A 20,199-nucleotide genomic window follows, 5' to 3' on the forward strand; every position below is an offset into this window, starting at 1 on the left:
AATATGGTTTTTATAATAACTCTACATCCGTATAGAAAGCACTGCAAATTTCTTTGTCATTTTTATCTAAGAACCAGGTTTCCACTTTTGTAGCTCCTTCCGGCAAATCCATGGTGAATTTTACAAGCGACTGCCCCGGCTTTGTTTCGACAATCTGTTCCTGGGTTCCTACTTTAATTTTTGCCTTTGCAATTGGGAGCCCTCCCTGGTATTTTCCATTAAACAATGAGCTATCAGTTAAAGCCAGTCCGGATGCAGGATGCCACCTGGAAAGTGTAAATTCATATTTTCCAGCTGCTTCAACAATAACATCCCATGCTCCAAATGCATTGCCTTTAAATAGGTTCCATGCGTTATCGGCGTAATCTCCCTGCCAGTCGTTTGAAAAAAGCATACACGGGTTTTGATGTTCCGTTCCGATGTGGATGTACCTTGTTTTATTGTAACCCTTCATCGCATCAACCAGCCATGAATCGTAGTAATCCTTAAGTTTTTTTACTATTTCCGGGTGCCCGGCTGCCACATCATTTTTCTGTCCGGGGTCAACAGTCAGATCGTACAGCTCTGTTGATTTTACCAACCTCCATCTTTTCCACATCACTACTTTACTTTCTTCCGGTTGGTATGGGTTATCATATTGTACAACCAGGATGCGATCATCAATACCATGTGTATCACCTTTAAATAACAGAGATAGTGAAGTTCCATCAAACGCTGCATTTTCAGGCTCCTTTAATCCGCACCAATCAATAAGTGTAGGGAGAATATCCTGACATTCGGTTAAAGCATCAATATCCCGGGGCTCTCCAAGATCACCATTGGGCCAACGTATAAATAACGGAACACGGTGACCTCCTTCGTAGGGATACGTTTTTTTGCCCCGCATGCCTGCATTATATACGTTCTCTCCCTGAACAGTTCCATTGTCTGACATATAAATTAAAATCGTATTATCAGCAAGCCCTTTTTCATCAAGGGTTTTCAACAAGCCTTCCATATTTTCGTCAATGTTGGCAATCTGTCCGAAAAATCTTGCCGTAACCGTATCAATCCCTTGTTTCCAATAGGGCTCAGCATACGAATCATCACACATATGAGGTGCATGAGGGCAGTTAGTGGGCAGATAAATAAAAAACGGTTTATCTCCTTTTTGCCACTTATTGATATACTTCAGCATATAATCAAACCAGGCATCGGTACAATATTCATCGAAGTCTTCGTATTTCCCGTTATGATTAAACTTTCCTTTCCAGTAGGTATTTCCATAATAATCAGCAATGGAAGTAATCCCCCAGGCGCCATGATGGATGGTTTCATCAAAACCCCGGTCCTGCGGTCTGAACGGATAACTGTCTCCCATGTGCCATTTACCGAAATGGGCCGTTTGGTAACCGGATGCCTTAAAAATATCTGACATCATGGGTAAATCTTCACGAACCAAAGAACGCCCCATGCACACGGCGGTGCAGGCGTTGTCAACCGCATCCCTCCCCGTCATTAATTGTCCCCTGGTTGGGGAGCACATTGGCGAGGAATGGAAATCCGTAAACCGGACACACTGGTCATGAAATTTATCAAGCACAGGTGTTTTTAAAACAGGATTCCCATGACAGGAAAAATCCCCGTACCCTTGATCATCTGTTAAAATAAGGATTACATTCGGCTTCTCTGCCGTTTGTTTCTTTCCTGGTTCACATGAAGTTAGGAAAGATAGAAGACCAACATTTGCCAGTATTACTAACATTATTGGTAAAAACTTAATTTTCATGATTGTGTTATTTAGTTTGATTTCCTTGATGTTTATTAATTCTTTTTCGTTTAAAAATATGTTCACAATTTCCCACTAAAATTTATCCAGTTGGTTTTCAACAGGAACGATACCAGATTTGTGCTCTTTTAGTATTTGCTCCATTTCTTGAATTATTTCAGGATACTGATCTGCTATATCATACTTTTCAGAAGGATCAATTTCGTGATTGTACAATAGTGGAGGATACTGAAATTTGCGTTCATCTTTTCCATATCCAGACTGCGTATAAAAATGTGCTTTTAGCTTATAAACCATATCAATTGCAATAATATCGCCTTTCCCCAATTTATGCTTTAATTCAAAAAATCCCCTTTTATTTTGCTTCTTTCTTAGCTCCGCCAAGCTCAACTCTTGTAAGTGTTATATAAACTGGAGTTCGAAATTCTATGGTAAATTATTTTTGTTTTTATTTTCAAGGTTCATAAATCAAAAACACGTAATGTGCCATCGGTGATAGATTGGTTATTACTAATTTATTTAACCAATTTATCAGAAATAACATTGAACAGAAACCAGTGGATGGAATACATGCTATTCAGCTTTCCATGTATTTTCAATCTTTTTAGAAGAATAAACCAATACATCTTCTACCCTCACTTTTTGTCCCGGAGTCGGATTCTTCCATACTATTTTAACTTTGTGAGGCCGGTCGGTCAGTTGATACTTCCAAGCAATTTCAAGTTTACGTGTAGTAAAGCTGGTTGGCATCAAAATTTTTTCGGGGGCACTGTCATCAATACTCATCTCCATTTCAATAACAACATCTCCAACTGAGCTGTTTGCGTTTCCTGTTAATGTAAATCCGTTACCGGCAAAATCAAATTCAATTTCCGGTGTTTGACTGTTTATATTTTTTCCAATTCTAATTCTTTCGATCGGGTAATGTCCGTCAAATCCAACTTCCAGAACTACCGGTTTTATTTCCTCTACCGGTAAGACAATCTGATCACCATCAATTTTTACACCCTTTCTTTTTAACATTTGCAGGGCATGCCGTGTCCCAATTTCATAAACATCATTTAATGACATAGTTGTGTATTCAAAGTCAATATCTTCTACCGGATAAATTCCTTTTTTCCAGAATTCAGGAATATTAGAATAACCAACTAAGGTTCCCAGAATTCCTCCTGCACTCGCCGGATTACAATCAGAGTCCTGTCCGCAACGGGTAGAAATTTCAAGTGTTTTTGAATAATCACCTTCACCGTAAAGCAAGCCAATTACAATGTAGGCAGCATTTATTTTTGCATCTATATTATAATCTTTAAAAACGCCTTTGGGACAACCAATGTCAGCCGACCATTTTTTTTCTGTTTCAAACCATGTTTGTTTCCAGTCATCTGGAAACCGTTTGTGGCACTGAATCACATCGGCAATGCATTGATAAAATTGTGATTCTTTCGGTATAGCTTTCAACGCCTCTTCAACAATATAATTTATATCATTCGACACAAATGCCAATGAATACATTGCTGCCACATAAACTCCACCATACCAGCCGTCGCCATAATTCATGATATGCCCAATTTTATCACAAACTTCAGTTGCTGAGTTTACCATCCCAGGTGCCATTAACCCTGCAAAATCGGCTTCTATCTGAAAATCAATATCTTCAGAATGTGGATTATGCAACCAGTGACCTGATTGAGGAGGCATTATCCCGTTTAAAATATTATAGCGTGCTGCCTGATTGGCATGCCACAACGGATATCCAGCATTGGCAAAGGCCATGGCATGAGAAGCAGCAGGAGCATCCAAGCCTTCTTTCTCAAACACATCTACAAATGTTAAATCCATATATACATCATCATACAAGCCTGGCTGATTTTGGTAATACCACAAACATCTGTTTTCATCCCATGGAATTGGCTGGTAATCATTAATCATACTTCCTTTAAAACGAAATTCGGTTGGTCCGCCAAAAGTACAGCCAATTACCTGACCGGCCCAACCACCTTTGATTTTATCTAATAGCTCTGTTTGTGAGATTTTAACTTCTTCAGGTATTTTGTTCTTATTATTCGTTCTTTCGGTACAAGACAACATTAAAATTCCTAGCAATAAGCATAAATTAAATGATCTCATTTTGAATTATTTTAGTTATTAATACTACTTCTAATTTGTCACTATAATTTTTATCATTCCGGAAAATCAGATTCTATATCCGAAGCATTTATCCACATTGGAACTATATTTTCCTTACCGACAACCATTCTTTCGTATAAATTTCTGTATGTATCCCATGTATAATAATAAGTATGAAAGATGTAGCCTTCCCCAAACATTCTTGGATCGTTTTGCTTTATTAATTCTTCTTCCATTTTATCTTTTAAGCTAACTTTCATTGCTCTGAGCTTATCTTCATCTGTTAGATTTTTAATACAACCCGGGTCATCTGGCAAATAGTAAAGTTCTTCAGCCGGCCTTTTACCGAATGACCAATCCCAATAAAACTTTGTTTCAGGATTATGTCTTGATTTCAGAATTTCTGTTTTTGTTGGGCTTCCATCAACCGTAGTATATCCACATTCCGGGTTACCGGCAGGCCATAAATCTGGCCAGTAATTTCGCAGGTACATCCATCCGTTTTTTACCATTCCTCTTACTGGGTAGCCGAAATCGTTTGGCCGGCCTATATCGTGCCTCTCTTTTCCTATCAGCACAAAATCTCTTGAGCTATTGATTTCTCCATGCAAAAACGGGAGAAGGCTTGATCCAGGAGTTTCTTGCATTCCGCTCTTTTGCCAATCAATGCCGGCAGCTTTCAGAAACGTTGGAGCAATATCAATAAAACTTACGTATTCATCAATCACACGACCCGGGTCTTTGATATTCTTTCCCCACATAATAGCCAATGGAAGATGGGTTGAATTTTCATATTCATCGCTTTTGGCCTTTGGAAAGGGCATACCATTATCAGAAGTAACAATGACCAATGTATTATCCAACTCCCCTTGTCTTTCAAGAAAATCTAAAATTTTGCCAACATGTGAGTCAAAATACTCAATCTCCAAAGCATAGTCCAGGATATCCGTCCGCACAATATCGGTATCTGGAAAAAATACCGGCACTTCATTAATGTCTGATAATTTTTTACCGGCTTTCAATCCTGAGCCGTATTCATACCTTCGATGGGGCTCACGACCACCATACCAAAAACAAAAAGGTTTATCTTTTGGTCTATTTCTATAAAATTCAATAAAATTAGCCGAGTAATCATTTCTGGATATATCCTTTGTTGGAGGTACAATTTGCTTTTTATCCCATCTCATACCACAAAGTTCCCGCTCCTTTCCGTTGACTTCCCCGGGATTCCCCGGTGCCCATCCTTTTCCTGTATATCCTGTAAAATACCCAAAATCTCTGAGTGCCTCAGGATATGTTTTAAACTCAGCCGGGAAGTTACTAAAGTGATTAGCGGCTTCTTTCAATTGCCAGGGATTTCTTCCCGTAAGCAAACAGGCTCTTGATGGAGCACACTTTGCATTAGGTGTATAGGCATTGGAAAAAAGAATCCCTTCAGCTGCAACACGATCAAATGCCGGAGTATTAACCCAGGCAAATTCTTTTCCCATATGTGCTGCATCATCTGCAATACAAATCAATATGTTGGGTACCAATTGTGATTCTTTTTTGTTGCACCCAAAGAGGAACATATATAAGATCAGTAAAGAAGTATTTATTATCAATTTCATAATTAAGTTTTGCAAGTCCACTGGTTATAATTATTCAGTAAAACCAGGTTCAATATCAGATGCATTTATCCAACTTGGGACTAGTTTCTCTTTTTCAATTACAATTCTGTGATACAAATTCTTGTATTGATTTTCAGAAGATTCGTAATTCTGGAAAATATCACCTTGCCCAAACATCCTTGAATCTGCTTCCTTTTTTAATTCGTTTTCCATTTCCTTACCCAGTTGCATGGCTATTCCACTATAATCATAATTATTAATTAAGTTATTAATGCAATATGGATCATCTTTTAAATTGTACAATTCTTGAATACCTCTTTTTGCAAATGATAATTTCCATAAATATTTTTTCTCGGCAGATTTACGGGATTTTAAGACTTCCGTTTTAGTAGGGCTACCATCCACGTTAGAATAACCTGTTTGAGGAGGTCCAACAGGCCATAAATCATTTCTATAGTTATGTAAATATAACATGTCTCCTTTCACGATACCTCTTATTGGATACCCTAAATCATTGGGTCTACCGACGCCGTGTTTTTCTTTTCCAATTAGCACAAAATCCCTAAATTTTTCTGTATTGTTGATTTTTTGAAATATTGGGAGCATACTTTTACCGGTAAAGGGTTGCAATCCATAATCTTTTTCATTGTCAATACCAGCAATGTCAAATAAAGTAGGGGCTATATCAATAAAGGAAACATAGTCTTTTACAATCCTTCCGGGTGATTTAATTCCATTTTTCCACATAATTGATAATGGAATGTGGTTAGAAAAATTATATTCGTCAGTTTTTGCGCGAGGAAAAGGCATACCATTGTCTGCGGTAACAATTACAATTGTATTATTCAGCTCTCCTGTACTGTCAAGATAATTGAGAATTTTATTCAGGTGAGCATCAAAGTATTCTATTTCCAATGCATAATCCAGAAGATCATTTCTTACTACTTCGTTATCTGGAAAAAATGGAGGTATTTCCTTAATGTCACTAATTTTTTTCCCTGATTGTATTCCTGATTTGTATTCATAACGCCTGTGTGGTTCATGTCCTCCATACCAAAAGCAAAAAGGTTTATTTTTTGGTTTATTTTTATAAAATTCAATAAAATTTGAGGCATAATCAACGGAAGATATACCTTTTGTTGGAGGTTTTAATTTTATAGAATTCCACATTTCTCCACATAATTGTCTCAGCTTACCACCTTTTTCACCTGGCACCCCTGGAGCCCACGGTTTGCCTGTATAACCTACAAAATACCGTCTTTCTGAAAGTGCCTCCGGATAGGTTTTGTATTTTGAAGGAAAGAATGCACACATATTTGCTGCCTGTTCTAATTGCCACGGATTACGACCCGTTAAAAGACAAGCCCTTGATGGGGCACATTTTGCATTTGGGGTATAAGCATTTTCGAAAAATAATCCTTCATTGGCCACCCGGTCAAATGCAGGGGTTTTTATCCATTTGCAGTTTTCTCCCATATGTGGATAGGAAACATCATCGGCAATGCAAATTAAAATGTTTGGCAGAGTATTGAATTCAGTACGGCTACACCCTGCAACAGAAGTGAAAAATATGAAACTAATTATGTGTATTTTAAAATTCATAATTGTTATTTGTCGGTAATATCTCCCACTCTTAAATCAGGATACAACTCATAAAGTTTATCGCTTATTTCTTCTTTGTTATCCCTATTCTCATAGACATATAAAAGCGGGTCATTATATTTTTTCATCCACGCTTCCAATTCATCCCGTTTTTGCTGAATCTCTTTGGAATATTCAGGGTCTGAAATAAGATTTATCAAACAGTCAGGATCCTTTTTTATATCATAAAATTCTTCTATTGGGCGTCTGCGAAAAAAATCAACCCTGTTTCTGATTTTTTGGTCAGATTCAGCAGCTCTTTCCATGGCTTGCATTGTAATTCCTTCATTATTGTTATAGTAGATTACATTTGTGAAAGCCCAGGCATTAAATATATAGATATAATCAAGGGTTTGAACGCCCCTCATCGGACTTGCACTACTGCGCATTGGTGCTGCTCTTCCACCTGCTTTACTATCAATTTGTGTAAAAACAATTGCATCATTTTTTTGCCTTTCCCGTTTATAAAGCGGCAATCTTGATTTCCCATCCAGTCTGGCATTTATTTTTATACCCAATGCATCTAAAATGGTAGGATAATAATCAATTTCCGAAATAAGGTTTTCATCATTGACCGTTCCCTGTTTTATAACTCCCGGCCACCTGACAATCCAGGGAGTTCTGCTACTTGAATGGTAATTATCACATTTTGCAAAAGGAACAGCGATACCATTATCCGATATAAAAATGACCAGCGTATTTTCTTTGTATCCGCTTTCTTCAAGTGCCTGCATCACTTTTCCAAATGTATCATCCAATCGTTTTGCTGAATTGTAATAATAACTCAGCTCTTTTCTTACATCCGGTAAATCTGGTAAGAATCCAGGTACATCAATCTCCTCCGGAGAGCATATTCGAGAGGGTTCAGCCATTCCACCGGAAAGCTTTTGGCCTGTTACAAAAAAAGGCCTGTGTGGATCATTTGAATTCACCATAAAATAAAATGGCTTACCTGATTTCTTTGCCATATCAAAAAAGTCTTTCGCTCTTTTGTAATATAAATCCGGATTTCTGCCGTTTCCCAACTGCTGTTGTGTATAAACAAAATCCCATTTAAATGATTCTTTAGGAGTTGAATGATCTACCTTGCTTAAAATACCTACCTGATAACCATGCTCCCGCATTACTTCCATAATTAACGGGGTCTTACACTCAGGTGACATTTTCATAAATCCCATTACACCACTGTTGTGCCCGTATAAACCGGTTGCCAGTATCCCCCGGCTGGGGGCACAAATAGAATTATTTACATAGGCGTGATTAAACATCAGACCCTCGGCTGCGAACTTGTCAATATTTGGAGAAATGTCTTCAACTTTTCCCCCGTAACACCCCAGCGAGTTTTTATCTAAATCATCGGCAGTAAAAAGCAAAATATTCAAAGGAGCTTTGTCATCATTAGTAATATTACATGCCGAAAATAAGGCAAAGACAGAAAAGATTATTATGGCTATCCGAATTCTCAATGGCTTAAATTTTAAATTTTCCCTACATACGTGTTACATAAGCATAATAAGCACCAATAATCCCCTGACCTTTTATATGAAAAAAGGTGTGTAAATAAATAGGGCCTGGTTTAAGATGTACGTCAAATGTAATTGCCTTATCTTCAGGAGTTACTTCTTTTGTTAAACCCTCGAAACCATAAGGCGTTTTCTCTGAAATAGAGCGTAGTTCCACATCTCCGATATAGATACTGGCAGAAACTATCGGTAAAGCTGTTCCACCAATATTTCCGTTTCTGTCAATCATAGTACATTCCCCTGCAATTGGGGAGTCTGTTTCTTTGGGCCAGCGACGAAGTTCAATTTCATAATCCCCTTCTTGTGCCACATCCAAACACCAGTATGAGTTTTTCCGTTCTCCCCGGCTAACCTGAGGCTGTTGGTCGATAAATACATCTAACCAATCACAAGCAGTTAAAATAGTTGGGTTTTCTTTTTCGCTCCCTATAATGATTTTTTGTGGCTCATTAATATCTTTTTTTACTCTATCCCACCAAATATCCAAGTGGCCTTCCATTTTTCTAACTACCTGAAGATTTTGCCCAAAAACATTCTCCTTTTCTAATGGGTCTGTAATTCTATTGTAAAGTTCCCGAGACTCCAGCAATCGCCAACCTTTCCATAGCACTGCCGCTCCTTCTTTCTTTACTATAGTTTGGCCATGCGGCGCAGGATAGTTGATAAAATTAGGCATTCTGCTATAATTTGTAATTAGCATTCTGTCTTTAGGTATTTCTTCTTCGCCCCGTAAAACCGGAGCTAAACTCATCCCGTCAAAGCTTACCGGGGTTGGCTTATTTAAATCGCAAAGGTCAACAAATGTTGGAAGAATATCCTGAACCTCTGCTAATCCTGAAACTTCTTCACCAATATTTTCAAAATTACCTTTTGGCCAGTTAATAAAACACGGAACCCGGTGTCCCCCATCCCACAATTCAGTCTTCATTCCACGCATACCTGCATTAAAATATTTAATTCCCATTATGCTTCCATTGTCGGTTAGAAATACAACTATTGTATTGTCTCTTACACCTTTTTTATCAAGGAAATCCAATAAACTGCCAACATTTGTATCAATATTTCGAATCATTGCAAGGTATCGCACCAATGATTTCTTTAATTCATTAGTTTTTTGGGGGAATGTTGAATTATCGTATAACTCTTCCAATACTTTTATATCTTCTTCTTTTGCATTAAAAGGCCCGTGGGGAGTATTTGTAGGGATATAAACAAAAAATGGTTTTCCTTCTTCCAATGAGCTTTCTATAAATTTTTTTGCCTCGCCAAAAAAAACATCGGTACAATAACCGTTGTATTTTTGGAGTTCCCCATTGTGCCGATAGGTATCGTCAAAATAATCATTGCCCCAATAGTCGGAAACAGAGCCTATATGTGAGGATGGAAACCATACTGATTCTTCAAAACCTCTGTCCTGGGGACGGTATGGATAGTTTGCCCCGAGGTGCCATTTACCAAAGATTCCTGTGTTATAACCATTTGCCATAAAAATATTTCCCATGGTAGGCAGCCCAGGCTTTAAAAAGGCCCGACCACTACTCACATTAACACATCCGTTTGCAGCAGCATCCATTCCTGTCATTAACTGACCGCGGGTAGGAGCACACATTGGCGCTGCATGGAAATCACCAAAGCGGACACTGCTCTCGGCAAACTTGTCCAAATTTGGCGTTTTCAGTACCGGATTATCGTGAATTGACAGCTCTGGATAACCCTGGTCATCCGTCATTATGATTATCACATTTGGTTTTTCTGCCGTTTGTTTCTTTCCCGGTTCCCCTAAGGTTAAGAAAGATAGAAGACCACCACTTGCCAGTAGTACTATCATTATTGGTAAAAACTTAATTTTCATGATTGTATTATTAAGTTTGATCTCCTTGATGTTTATTAATTCTTTTTCGTTTAAAAATGGAGGCACAATTTTCCACTAAAATTTATCCAGTTGGTTTTCAACAGGAACGATACTGGATTGGTGCTCTTTTAGTATTTGCGTAATTTCTTGTATTATTTCAGGGTACTGATCTGCGATATTATACTTTTCAGAAGGATCAATTTCGAGATTGTACAATAGTGGGGGATCTTGAAGTTTGCGTTCATCTTTTCCATATCCAGACTGCGTATAAAAATGTGCTTTATAAGCCCCTTTTCTAATCGCAAATACATCCGTTCCGCGATAATAAAAAACCATATCCCGCTTGCTTTTGCCTTCACCTGATAAAACCGGAGAGATATCATATCCATCATAAATCCTGTCATTCCTGAGTTTTACATCAGCCAGTTTACAGAATGTTGGTAATAAATCCATTGTGGTCCCCATGTCCATTACAACACCAGGTTTAACCAGTCCCTCACCCCAAAAAATAGCAGGTTCTCTCATTCCCCCCTCAAAAGTTTCACCTTTTCCGCCACGCAAAAGGCCGGCGCTTCCACCTTGTTCGTCGTAAATCAACCATGGTCCGTTGTCCGAAGTAAAAACAACAAGTGTATTTTTATCCAGTCCGTTTTCTTTTAAGGTTGATAAAATCCGGCCAACACTCCAATCCAATTCTTCTATTACATCGCCAAATTTTCCACGAAGACTTATACCCTCGAATTCGGCAGAGCGGTAAAGAGGAACATGAGGAATTGCATGCGCCAGATATAAAAAAAATGGTTTTTCTTTATTCTCTTCAATAAAATTAATTGCTTCGTACGTATACCGTTTGGTAATCGTTGATTGCTCTACCGGCCTTTCAATAATTTCCGTATTTCTCATTAACGGCACATCGAAATATTCAATTTCCGGAGATTTTTTGGCTTCAAACAAAGTTTTATCACCCGCTTTGTCTTTATCAAAATTCATATCGTTGCTATACGGAATTCCGTAGTAGTAGTCAAATCCGTGGGCAGTTGGAAGGAATTGCGGCAAATGCCCCAAATGCCATTTCCCAATACAGGCAGTTTGATAGCCTGCACCTTTCAATGCCTGTGCAATAGTAATTTCTTTTTGAGGAAGCCCTCCTTTGGAACGAATGGTGAGAACATGCGGTTTTTCATTACACATCCCCGAGCGAATTGGAAGTCTCCCGGTGAGTAAGCCGGCCCGTGACGGAGTGCAAACAGAAGCAGCAACATAAAAGTTAGTCCACTTCTGTCCTTCTGTGGCAATCCTGTCGAGGTTTGGGGTTTTGATGGTTGGATTCCCATAAACACCAACATCACCATAGCCCATATCATCAGCAAAAATTACAATGAAATTTGGTTTTGATGTTTTCGCCTCCTCTTTTCCCTTTGAGCTACAACAATTAGCTGTAAAGATGAATACCGCAAATACTATTATTTTTATTCTGTTCAAATTCTTCATTTTGTAATTATTCTTTTGAAACAATAAAATCAGTGCTTCCTCCATTGATGAAAATTTTACCTTTTTAAATTTCAATTCACCAAATCCTATTATAATAAGGTTAGGTTATATAACTTATAGCTCAACCTCAACGAATTTCAATTTTGCTGCCATCATACCATCTAATCCTGGTTTTAAAGCGACAATATAATATTGACCATTTACGTTAATTATTTCAGGTGCCGCACATTTCAGAAAGCCTGTAAAATAATCGTCATGGTTATCTCCAAAATCGAGCGGGTTTTTAGAGCAATACTGAGTATTAACGCTGTTCTCTCCATAAACCTGATTGCGAAACAGGATGTACCTATCTTTATATTTTACAACAAAAGGACATTCAGAATCGCCTCCATACCAGTCAGTCAGTTTTTGCGCAATCCCTCCTCTGGAAACTACATATTCCTTACTCCAGGTTCTTAAATCGGTAGAAGTTTTACAGAAAATCGCTGTTTTTGGGTGGTCCTTTTTATCATTAACTCCCATGTGCCCGCAATAATAACAGTAATACGTATCATCTATTTTTAAAACCATTGGATCTCTTGTATTAGAAAGGGAACCAGAGAAAAGCGATGGATTATTCTTCTTATTCAAAACTCTTGTAAATGTTTTGCCATCATCACTTTCTGCCAAACAAATCCGGTTCCAGTCGCCATAAAACATCAGGTATTTTCCGTTGTCTTTCAATACAAACGGGGCTTGCAGACCAGACTTTGCTTCCCCTAAGGTTGTGTCAGCTTCCATGGCAATACCTTTAGGCTGCCAAGCTGTATCAGTAATATTTTTCCCTTCCCAACAATAAAATAAACGGGTACGGCCTCCGGCATTGGTTCTACGAATACATGACCAAAGCTGAAAAGTGCCGTCTTCAGCCTGCCATATTCCAAAATCGACAGGTTGTTGCCGTTCAGATGAGTATTCTCCTAAATCGGGCTGACTGGTAATTTCCCACCAATTCCCGTCAATAACAGGTTTATATACTATACATTTTTCGGTATTAACACATGAGTTATTTGTTATTCCCAGCATTAACATTAGAAAAATCAAAAAGATGTTATAATTCGTTCTTTTATTTAAAAATTTTAATTCAATATTTTTCATAATCAGACTAAGGATTGATGTCTTCAATGTAAATTCTTTATGTTTACTCACCTGGTTATAAAACTACCAACACTGTATGGAATTTGTAATGTTTCGATGATATTCGATAAAACTTCTACGGTTATGGTATCTTCACCTTCTTTCAGGTAGGTAATAATATTTAGCAAGTCATATTCGGGAGAGACAGAATTATGCCAGATTCGGTCCAAATTAGTAAATTACCATTTACAAAAAGCTGGAAACGAGAATCGGAAAATATTGATTTAGAGGCTTTAGTTACCGGCAGTTTACAACCAAAACTCTTTCTGAAGAAAGCAGGCCGTTTGCTTCCTGCCCCGCTGTCATCATTCCAAACAAAACTTGCTTTTTCCTGTTGTCCACTACTCACATTGGAAAAAAATGCAAATAATACAATTATTATAATCAGGCTAACAAAATTTTGCTTGGCGTAAAACACATTCAATATTTTAACTAATTTTCTTATCATTTGCTGTTACTCTCTTTTCAACAGTACTTTTTATTCGGTTTTTGCCATACTTATTGTTTTCTTCTGGCTTTTTCGGATGCTAAAACTTCTTCTAACTGTTCTTTTAATTCGCGAACAATTTCAGGATGCTCGTTATAAATATTTTCCTTTTCGTAAGGATCGGCTATAATATCGTAAAGCTGGGCTGGTGGTGCATCCGGTTTTATGCTTCCGTTTTGAATATCACTGTTCTCTTCGCCGGTAAAAGGAAATGCAGCCGGCCCGCCAAACATATGTTCCCCCACATTTGAGGCTTCAAATCCACCACCTCCCTGTGCAGATATGTACATCCATTTTCCTTTACGGATAGCTATATTTTTCTTCTGCGACGGAGAAATAACCATACCATCACGGATTGGCTTTTTATTCGTATTTAATAAAGCCGGCAACATGTTATAACTGTCAATTGCTTCATCATCCTTAAGCGGATAACCAACCAAAGCGGCCATCGTCGCCAGGAGATCGACATTACACAACAATTCATCGGTCTTACTTTCGGGTTGAATTTTCCCGGGCCAGCGTGCAATAAAAGGAATACGGTGACCTCCTTCCCAGGCATCGAATTTGAACCCCAACAAGTCACCGTTCATTTTGTGGCCTTTTTTCCAGGCATCCTGACCTCCCTGATTTAACATTCCACCATTATCGCTGGTAAATATTAGCAGGGTATTCTCCGTCAGTCCTTCTTCATCAAGCGTTTTCTCTATTTCCGATACTATCCAGTCGAGTTCATGTATAAAATCTCCATAGCGTCCCGCATCACTCGTCCCCATAAACCGGGGTGCAGGGGTAAACGGATGGTGAATGTTAGTTGTGGCTAAATAGAGAAAAAATGGCTTGTCCTTTTGCTTTTTTATCCAGTTTACCGCTTTTTCTTTTAATGTTGTACCCACTGCCCTGTCGTCGTACAAGGCATGGGCAGCCCTGCCGCCACCAATAGCATCCAGTTCAAATTTTTCGGGAAACCAACATGTTTCTGCATGTTTCCCATAGACCAACGGATCATCAGGTGTTAGTCCAACAACATGGTGGTTCTCAACATAAACAAAGGGAGGATGGCTATTCAAAATAGGTACGCCAAAATAATAATCAAAACCAAGTTCCAAAGGGCCCGGCTTTAATTCCTTGTTCCAATCCATTACCGAATCATTGGTAAACCCGAGATGCCATTTGCCTATAGCAGCAGTTTTATAACCTGCTGATTTCATAACCTTTGCAATGGTAATTTGCGCGGTATCAATTACCAGTGTCGATTTTAAAAATATTGGCTCGTACAGATCAATCCTTGCCGGATATTGCCCTGTAATTAATGCAAATCGTGAAGGCGAACATACGGCAGACGCAGAATGGGCATCAGTAAACATTCTTCCCTCAGAAGCCAGCATATCAATAGCCGGAGTTTTTACATGTGTGGCACCGTAAGCACCTGTATCTCCGTACCCCAAATCATCTACATTAATAATAATAACATTGGGGTTATCAGCTTTTTCAGCCCCCTGAGTTTTGAAGTAACCTAAAAGAATAACTATCAACATAATGCAATACGATAGTTTTTTTATTAAGTCTAATAACTTCATTGTGTTTATTTTGATTATTTTCTTTATTCAACCAGAAAAAAGAATTATTTCGTTCGTATTTTATAATGAGTATAGAACGGGAAAACCTACAAAGGTCTTCCCGTTTATAATATCAGTTAATTATATCCCTCGTTTTGAATAAGATTGGGATTTGCATCCATTTCAGATTGGGGTATGGGATATAGTACCATATAATCTTCTGCAGACCATCCTCTGTCAACTGCATCAGAAATAAATCTTTCCTGGCGGATTAAATCCTGGCGCCTCAAGCCTTCGGTATGAAATTCCCAGCTTCTTTCTGCCAAAATCGCGTCCCGAAATGTTTCCTGCGTGTAATCAGCCAACTGTAAATCAGAAATACCTGCTGCTTCTCTTACTTCATTAATTAAGTCGACAGATTCCTGGGTTGGACCACTGATTTCATTCAGTGCTTCTGCCCTGGACAAAAGAATATCTGCATACCTTAGTAACGGGAAGTCATTACTGCTTGTATGACCTAATGCGTTTGGATCTTCCGGGAATTTAAAACTGCGAACATTATCTGTGCCCCTTAATGTAATAGAATCACCACTTGTACTTAAATATTTAAAAATAAAAGCATCCAATCGTTGATCTTCCGGGTCAAATGTATCTAAAAAACTATCGGGTATTCTAAAATCTGCCGCATAATTCGTTAACGTATTATATTTCCATGTATAGTTATCCGGGACAGCATGACTGTGATATCCGTTACTCGGATTTTGCGAGCTATAAGCCTGCACGTAAATCATCTCACTGTTTCCTTCATTCTCAATATCAAACAAATCTGCCCTGCTTGTACCTCCTTTAAAAAGTTCATGTACTTCACTATCTATTATTTCTTTTGCCGTTTCCGCAGCCAGGCTCCATTTATGATTGTTTAAATAAAATTTTGTTAGAAACCCTAATGCTGCTCCTTTGCTTGCCCGGGGAAATTCATCCTGTGTCCACGGCAACACCTCGCTACAAGCAATAAATTCGCTTTCTACAAACTCCACAAATTCATCGTCGGATGGACGCGAAGGCCTGTCGCTGGGGTAAGTATCACTTGTTAAGATTAACGGAACCGGTCCCCAGTAGTCATATAGTGAAAAATAGAAAAAAGCACGAAGGAACCGGGCTTCAGCTAAAATCTGTTCTTTTCTGTCCTCATCCATATCAATAGAAGGAACATGGTCTAAAATTGTATTTGTCTTAAAAATACCTGTGTACCACTGGGTCCATGCATTTAGTAAATAGTTGTGTGATGAATTCCATGAAAATTCTTCCATAGGTCTAAAATATGCATATATACCACCTTTTCTTTCCATAAATATTTCAGTAGGAGCTTCTCCCATACATATCCTCTGAACATTTCCAACCCTGCTTGTATATGCAGAATTGAGTAAAGATTCTGCATCTTCTGCTGTGGAATAAAAATTAGACGGCCCGAGACTTGAATATACTTCTTCTTCAAGTAAATTGTCGCAGCTCACAAAAGAGAATATAATTAGTAGTAATAAAAAATATCTTTTCATAATAGTATGTTTTAAAGTCCTATATTTAAACCAATTGTATAAATTCGGGATAGCGGGTATGTTCCATAATCTAATTTGATGTTGGATTGTCCGAATGCATTTGCATCGGGGTCAAATCCGCTGTAATTTGTTATGGTGAACAAGTTTTGTGCAGTTGCAAAAACAGAAAGAGACCTTATATGTCTGGTTGGGATTGAGTAACTCAAACGGAGACTTTTTAGTCGCAGAAATGATGCATCTTCAACTGTTCGGCTATTAATGCCATAAGTTTGAGACGTTTCGGTAAAAGACGGATTTTTACTATCCTTATTATTTTCTGTCCATCTGTCGAGCACATAAGCCATCCGGTTTCTGGGTGTTTCAATTGGTGTTTCAGCATTAACCCTTTCCATATTTAGTAACTCATTTCCAACCATTCCTTCAAAGAATATATTCAATTCCAAACCTTTATATGAAAATGTATTATCAAATCCAAAAGAGAAATCAGGGAAAGGATCTCCTAAAATAGTACGATCGGCTGCTGATATAGAACCGTCTTCACTAACATCTTTATATCTTAAATCACCAGGATTTGCATTGGGTTGAGCCGATTCTGCTATTTCTTCCTCACTCTGGAAAATGCCCTCAACCTGATAGCCATAATATGAATTTAGCGGCAACCCTTCTCTAATTATGGTTACGCCTGAATAAAATCGGATATATCCCTGTTGAATTTCTTCCAGATCTCCGAGATTGGTGACTTCATTTTTTGCTACAGAACCAATAAATGTAGTCGACCATTTGAAATCACCAGTAAGATTTCGAGAGGTTATACTAAAATCGAATCCGGTATTTTTTGTATCGCCAACATTTTGTAATGATGTTGTAAAGCCAGAGGTTCTTGGAATTGGGAGGTTCAATAAAAGGTCAAACGTATTTTTTCTGAAATAATCAAAAGTACCTGAAATACGATTATTCAGAATTCCAAAATCAAAACCAAAATCCCACTGCGCGGTGGTTTCCCACTTCAAGTCTGCATTGCCTAACTGAGTGGGAGCAATCCCTACATAAAGATTATCATTGAATACTGCCTGACCGGATGTGCTCAATAACAGTAATGACTCATAATTTCCAATCTCCTGATTTCCCGTTAGTCCATAACTCGCTCTCAATTTAAGATTAGATATAAGTTCCTGAGCTTTCATAAAGTCTTCGTTGGATACCCGCCAAGCCAATGCTCCTGATGGGAAATAACCGTATTTATTATCTGCTCCAAATCGCGAAGAACCATCAATACGAAACGAAGCAGTGGCAAGGTATTTATCGCTAAATGAATAATTTATTCTTCCAAGATAAGACAACAACTGATGTTTGTATTTATATGAACCAATTTCATATGTTGATGAACTACCGGCACTTAAGTTGTTGGTTAAATTAGCATCTGTAGGAAAATCACTTGCTCTTGCATTTATCCGGCGTCCGATAAACTCCTGATAGGTGCTTCCAAGCACGGCATTAATAGTGTGCTTCTCCTGAATAACCGTGTTATAACTTAATGTAAGTTCCATAAGATAATTCGAAAGGTCCTGTTCATTCACGTATGCCCTTCCATTAGCAAGTTGCCCCATTCTTGAATCATTTTTTGTGATGTATTGATCCCTTCGGGCAGATTGTCTGTCGCTACCTGCATTAATTTTTGCCTTAAGTCCATCCATTATGTTGTATTCAAAAAATACATTTCCAAAAGTCCGGTTTGTCTCAGCTTCGTCCAACCATGTATTGGCAATCGCCACCGGATTATCAATATCCATGTTTGGATGAATATTATAATTTCCTTTATCATCAAACACCGCCATGGAGGGATCCATTTCAAGTGCAGTTATAATGGTGCCACTAGCGGCATTATCACCATTTCCGTTTTTAACAAAATCATCTTTTACCAGGCTGGTATTGATATTAATTCCGAAATTTAGTTTATCAGTAGAATGATTTAGGTTAAGCCGTGCCGTATACTGTTTAATTCCAGAACTGATTGTTACCCCATCCTGATCAAGGTAATTGAAAGATGCATAATACTTTGTTTTATTTGAGGAACCGGAGAATGCAAGCTGATGATTCATAACGGTTGCTGTTCTGAATATTTCGTCCTGCCAATCCGTTCCTTCCCCTGCGGCACTTATTTCTGCCTCAGTATAAGGAAGCGTTTCGCCTCTGTCTGAATAGATATCATTCATAAATTGCATATATTCAGAGGCATTCAATACATCGAGTTTTTTAGCAACATTCTGAATACCAAAGTAGGTTGAATAATCAATCTTTAATTCGCCACTTCCATTTTTGGTAGTTATTAAGATTACCCCATTAGCACCTCTCGAACCATATATCGCCGTAGCTGATGCATCTTTTAAAATTTCGATGGTTTCAATATCTCCCGGATTTAAAGCATTTAAGGGATTGCGAGGAGTTTGCCACCCCCCATAAAGAGAGCTTGGGCCATTATCATTACTAATAGGAAATCCGTCGATAACATAAAGTGGTTCATTACCTGCTGTTATTGAATTTGCCCCACGGATACGGATAGTGACACCGCCTCCCGGTTCTGAACTAACTGTGCTTACACTTACGCCTGCCGTTTTCCCCTTAAGCATCTGATCTACAGAAACCTGCACGCCTGAATAATTATCTTCTGCTTTTATCGATGAAATCGAACCAGTTATATCACTTTTTTTTACGGAACCATATCCAATGGCAACTACCTCATCAATGCCAATGGCATCAACAACCATCGTAACGTCGATTGTATTCTGTTTTCCAACTTCAATTTCCTGTGTTACCATTCCTACAAATGAAAACACCAGCGTGGCATTGTCAGAAATACCTGGTAAGGTATATTCCCCGTTTGTATTGGTTACAGTACCTTGTGCAGTCCCCTTTATAACGACAGTTACTCCAGGCAATGGTTTGCCTGACTCGTCTGTAACCGTTCCTGCAATAGTTTTTTGTTGTTGTAATATCTGTAACGCTCCTGTTTGTACTTCCGGAGTTGTTAGTACAATAATGCGATCACGTATCGAATAGTTTACGTCTGTACCTTCAAATATTAAATTCAAGGCCTGTTCTATTTTTTTATTTTCAATGGATACATCTACTACCCGATCTACGTCAATTAGGTTCTCGCTATACAAAAAATAAAACTCACTTTGTTTTTCAATACTACTTAAAACCTCCTTTACAGTAGCTCCTCGCAGATCCAGGTTTAGTATCTTCGTTTGCGAATAACCTTTACTGGCAAAAACTCCAGCCACCGAAACGAACAATAGAAAAACAGTTAGTCTCATTACTTTGAATAGTTTAATTAGCCCGGAATATTTCCCATTCCGGTAAAAACAGAAATTTTTTTTCATATTTTTGTATTGATAAAGTTAGAAATGCC

Annotated in this window: 13 protein-coding genes; all 13 read right to left on the reverse strand. The window is 38.2% G+C overall.

What is annotated here, in order from left to right:
• Positions 1–10: 10 nt before the first annotated feature.
• Positions 11–1,768 carry an arylsulfatase gene (locus tag GM418_RS02450; protein WP_158862798.1) on the reverse strand — a complete coding sequence of 586 codons (1,758 nt, stop codon included), beginning with the start codon at positions 1,766–1,768 and terminating at the stop codon, positions 11–13.
• Between the two features lie 75 nt (positions 1,769–1,843).
• Entirely contained in the window at positions 1,844–2,152 is a 309-nt protein-coding gene (locus GM418_RS02455; RefSeq protein WP_158862800.1) for a hypothetical protein, read from the reverse strand.
• A 189-nt stretch (positions 2,153–2,341) separates the two neighbouring features.
• Positions 2,342–3,895, reverse strand: coding sequence for an ADP-ribosylglycohydrolase family protein (locus GM418_RS02460; protein ID WP_158862802.1), 1,554 nt, complete (start codon positions 3,893–3,895; stop codon positions 2,342–2,344).
• 53 nt (positions 3,896–3,948) lie between these two features.
• Complete coding sequence (locus GM418_RS02465; protein ID WP_158862804.1) at positions 3,949–5,505, reverse strand: sulfatase family protein; 1,557 nt, start codon at positions 5,503–5,505, stop codon at positions 3,949–3,951.
• A gap of 30 nt (positions 5,506–5,535) precedes the next feature.
• Positions 5,536–7,107 (reverse strand): sulfatase family protein, encoded by a 1,572-nt coding sequence (locus tag GM418_RS02470; RefSeq protein ID WP_158862806.1) that lies wholly within the window; start codon positions 7,105–7,107, stop codon positions 5,536–5,538.
• Between the two features lie 5 nt (positions 7,108–7,112).
• Positions 7,113–8,612, reverse strand: coding sequence for a sulfatase family protein (locus GM418_RS02475; RefSeq protein ID WP_158862808.1), 1,500 nt, complete (start codon positions 8,610–8,612; stop codon positions 7,113–7,115).
• Between the two features lie 22 nt (positions 8,613–8,634).
• On the reverse strand, positions 8,635–10,521 hold the full coding sequence (locus GM418_RS02480) for an arylsulfatase (protein ID WP_158862810.1): 1,887 nt from the start codon (positions 10,519–10,521) through the stop codon (positions 8,635–8,637).
• 75 nt (positions 10,522–10,596) lie between these two features.
• On the reverse strand, positions 10,597–12,012 hold the full coding sequence (locus GM418_RS02485) for a sulfatase family protein (protein ID WP_158862812.1): 1,416 nt from the start codon (positions 12,010–12,012) through the stop codon (positions 10,597–10,599).
• A 114-nt stretch (positions 12,013–12,126) separates the two neighbouring features.
• Positions 12,127–13,149, reverse strand: coding sequence for a glycoside hydrolase family 32 protein (locus GM418_RS02490; RefSeq protein WP_217447689.1), 1,023 nt, complete (start codon positions 13,147–13,149; stop codon positions 12,127–12,129).
• Positions 13,150–13,196: 47 nt separating this feature from the next.
• A complete protein-coding gene (locus GM418_RS02495) occupies positions 13,197–13,358 on the reverse strand; it encodes a hypothetical protein (protein WP_158862816.1) in 162 nt (53 codons plus the stop codon).
• Between the two features lie 328 nt (positions 13,359–13,686).
• Entirely contained in the window at positions 13,687–15,252 is a 1,566-nt protein-coding gene (locus GM418_RS02500) for a sulfatase family protein (protein ID WP_217447690.1), read from the reverse strand.
• A gap of 116 nt (positions 15,253–15,368) precedes the next feature.
• A complete protein-coding gene (locus GM418_RS02505) occupies positions 15,369–16,787 on the reverse strand; it encodes a RagB/SusD family nutrient uptake outer membrane protein (protein WP_158862818.1) in 1,419 nt (472 codons plus the stop codon).
• An 11-nt stretch (positions 16,788–16,798) separates the two neighbouring features.
• Positions 16,799–20,170, reverse strand: a complete 3,372-nt coding sequence (locus GM418_RS02510) for a TonB-dependent receptor (protein WP_158862820.1) — start codon at positions 20,168–20,170, stop codon at positions 16,799–16,801.
• Positions 20,171–20,199: the final 29 nt, after the last annotated feature.

This window comes from Maribellus comscasis, from assembly GCF_009762775.1.
In the GTDB taxonomy this organism is placed as follows: Bacteria; Bacteroidota; Bacteroidia; order Bacteroidales; family Prolixibacteraceae; genus Draconibacterium; species Draconibacterium comscasis.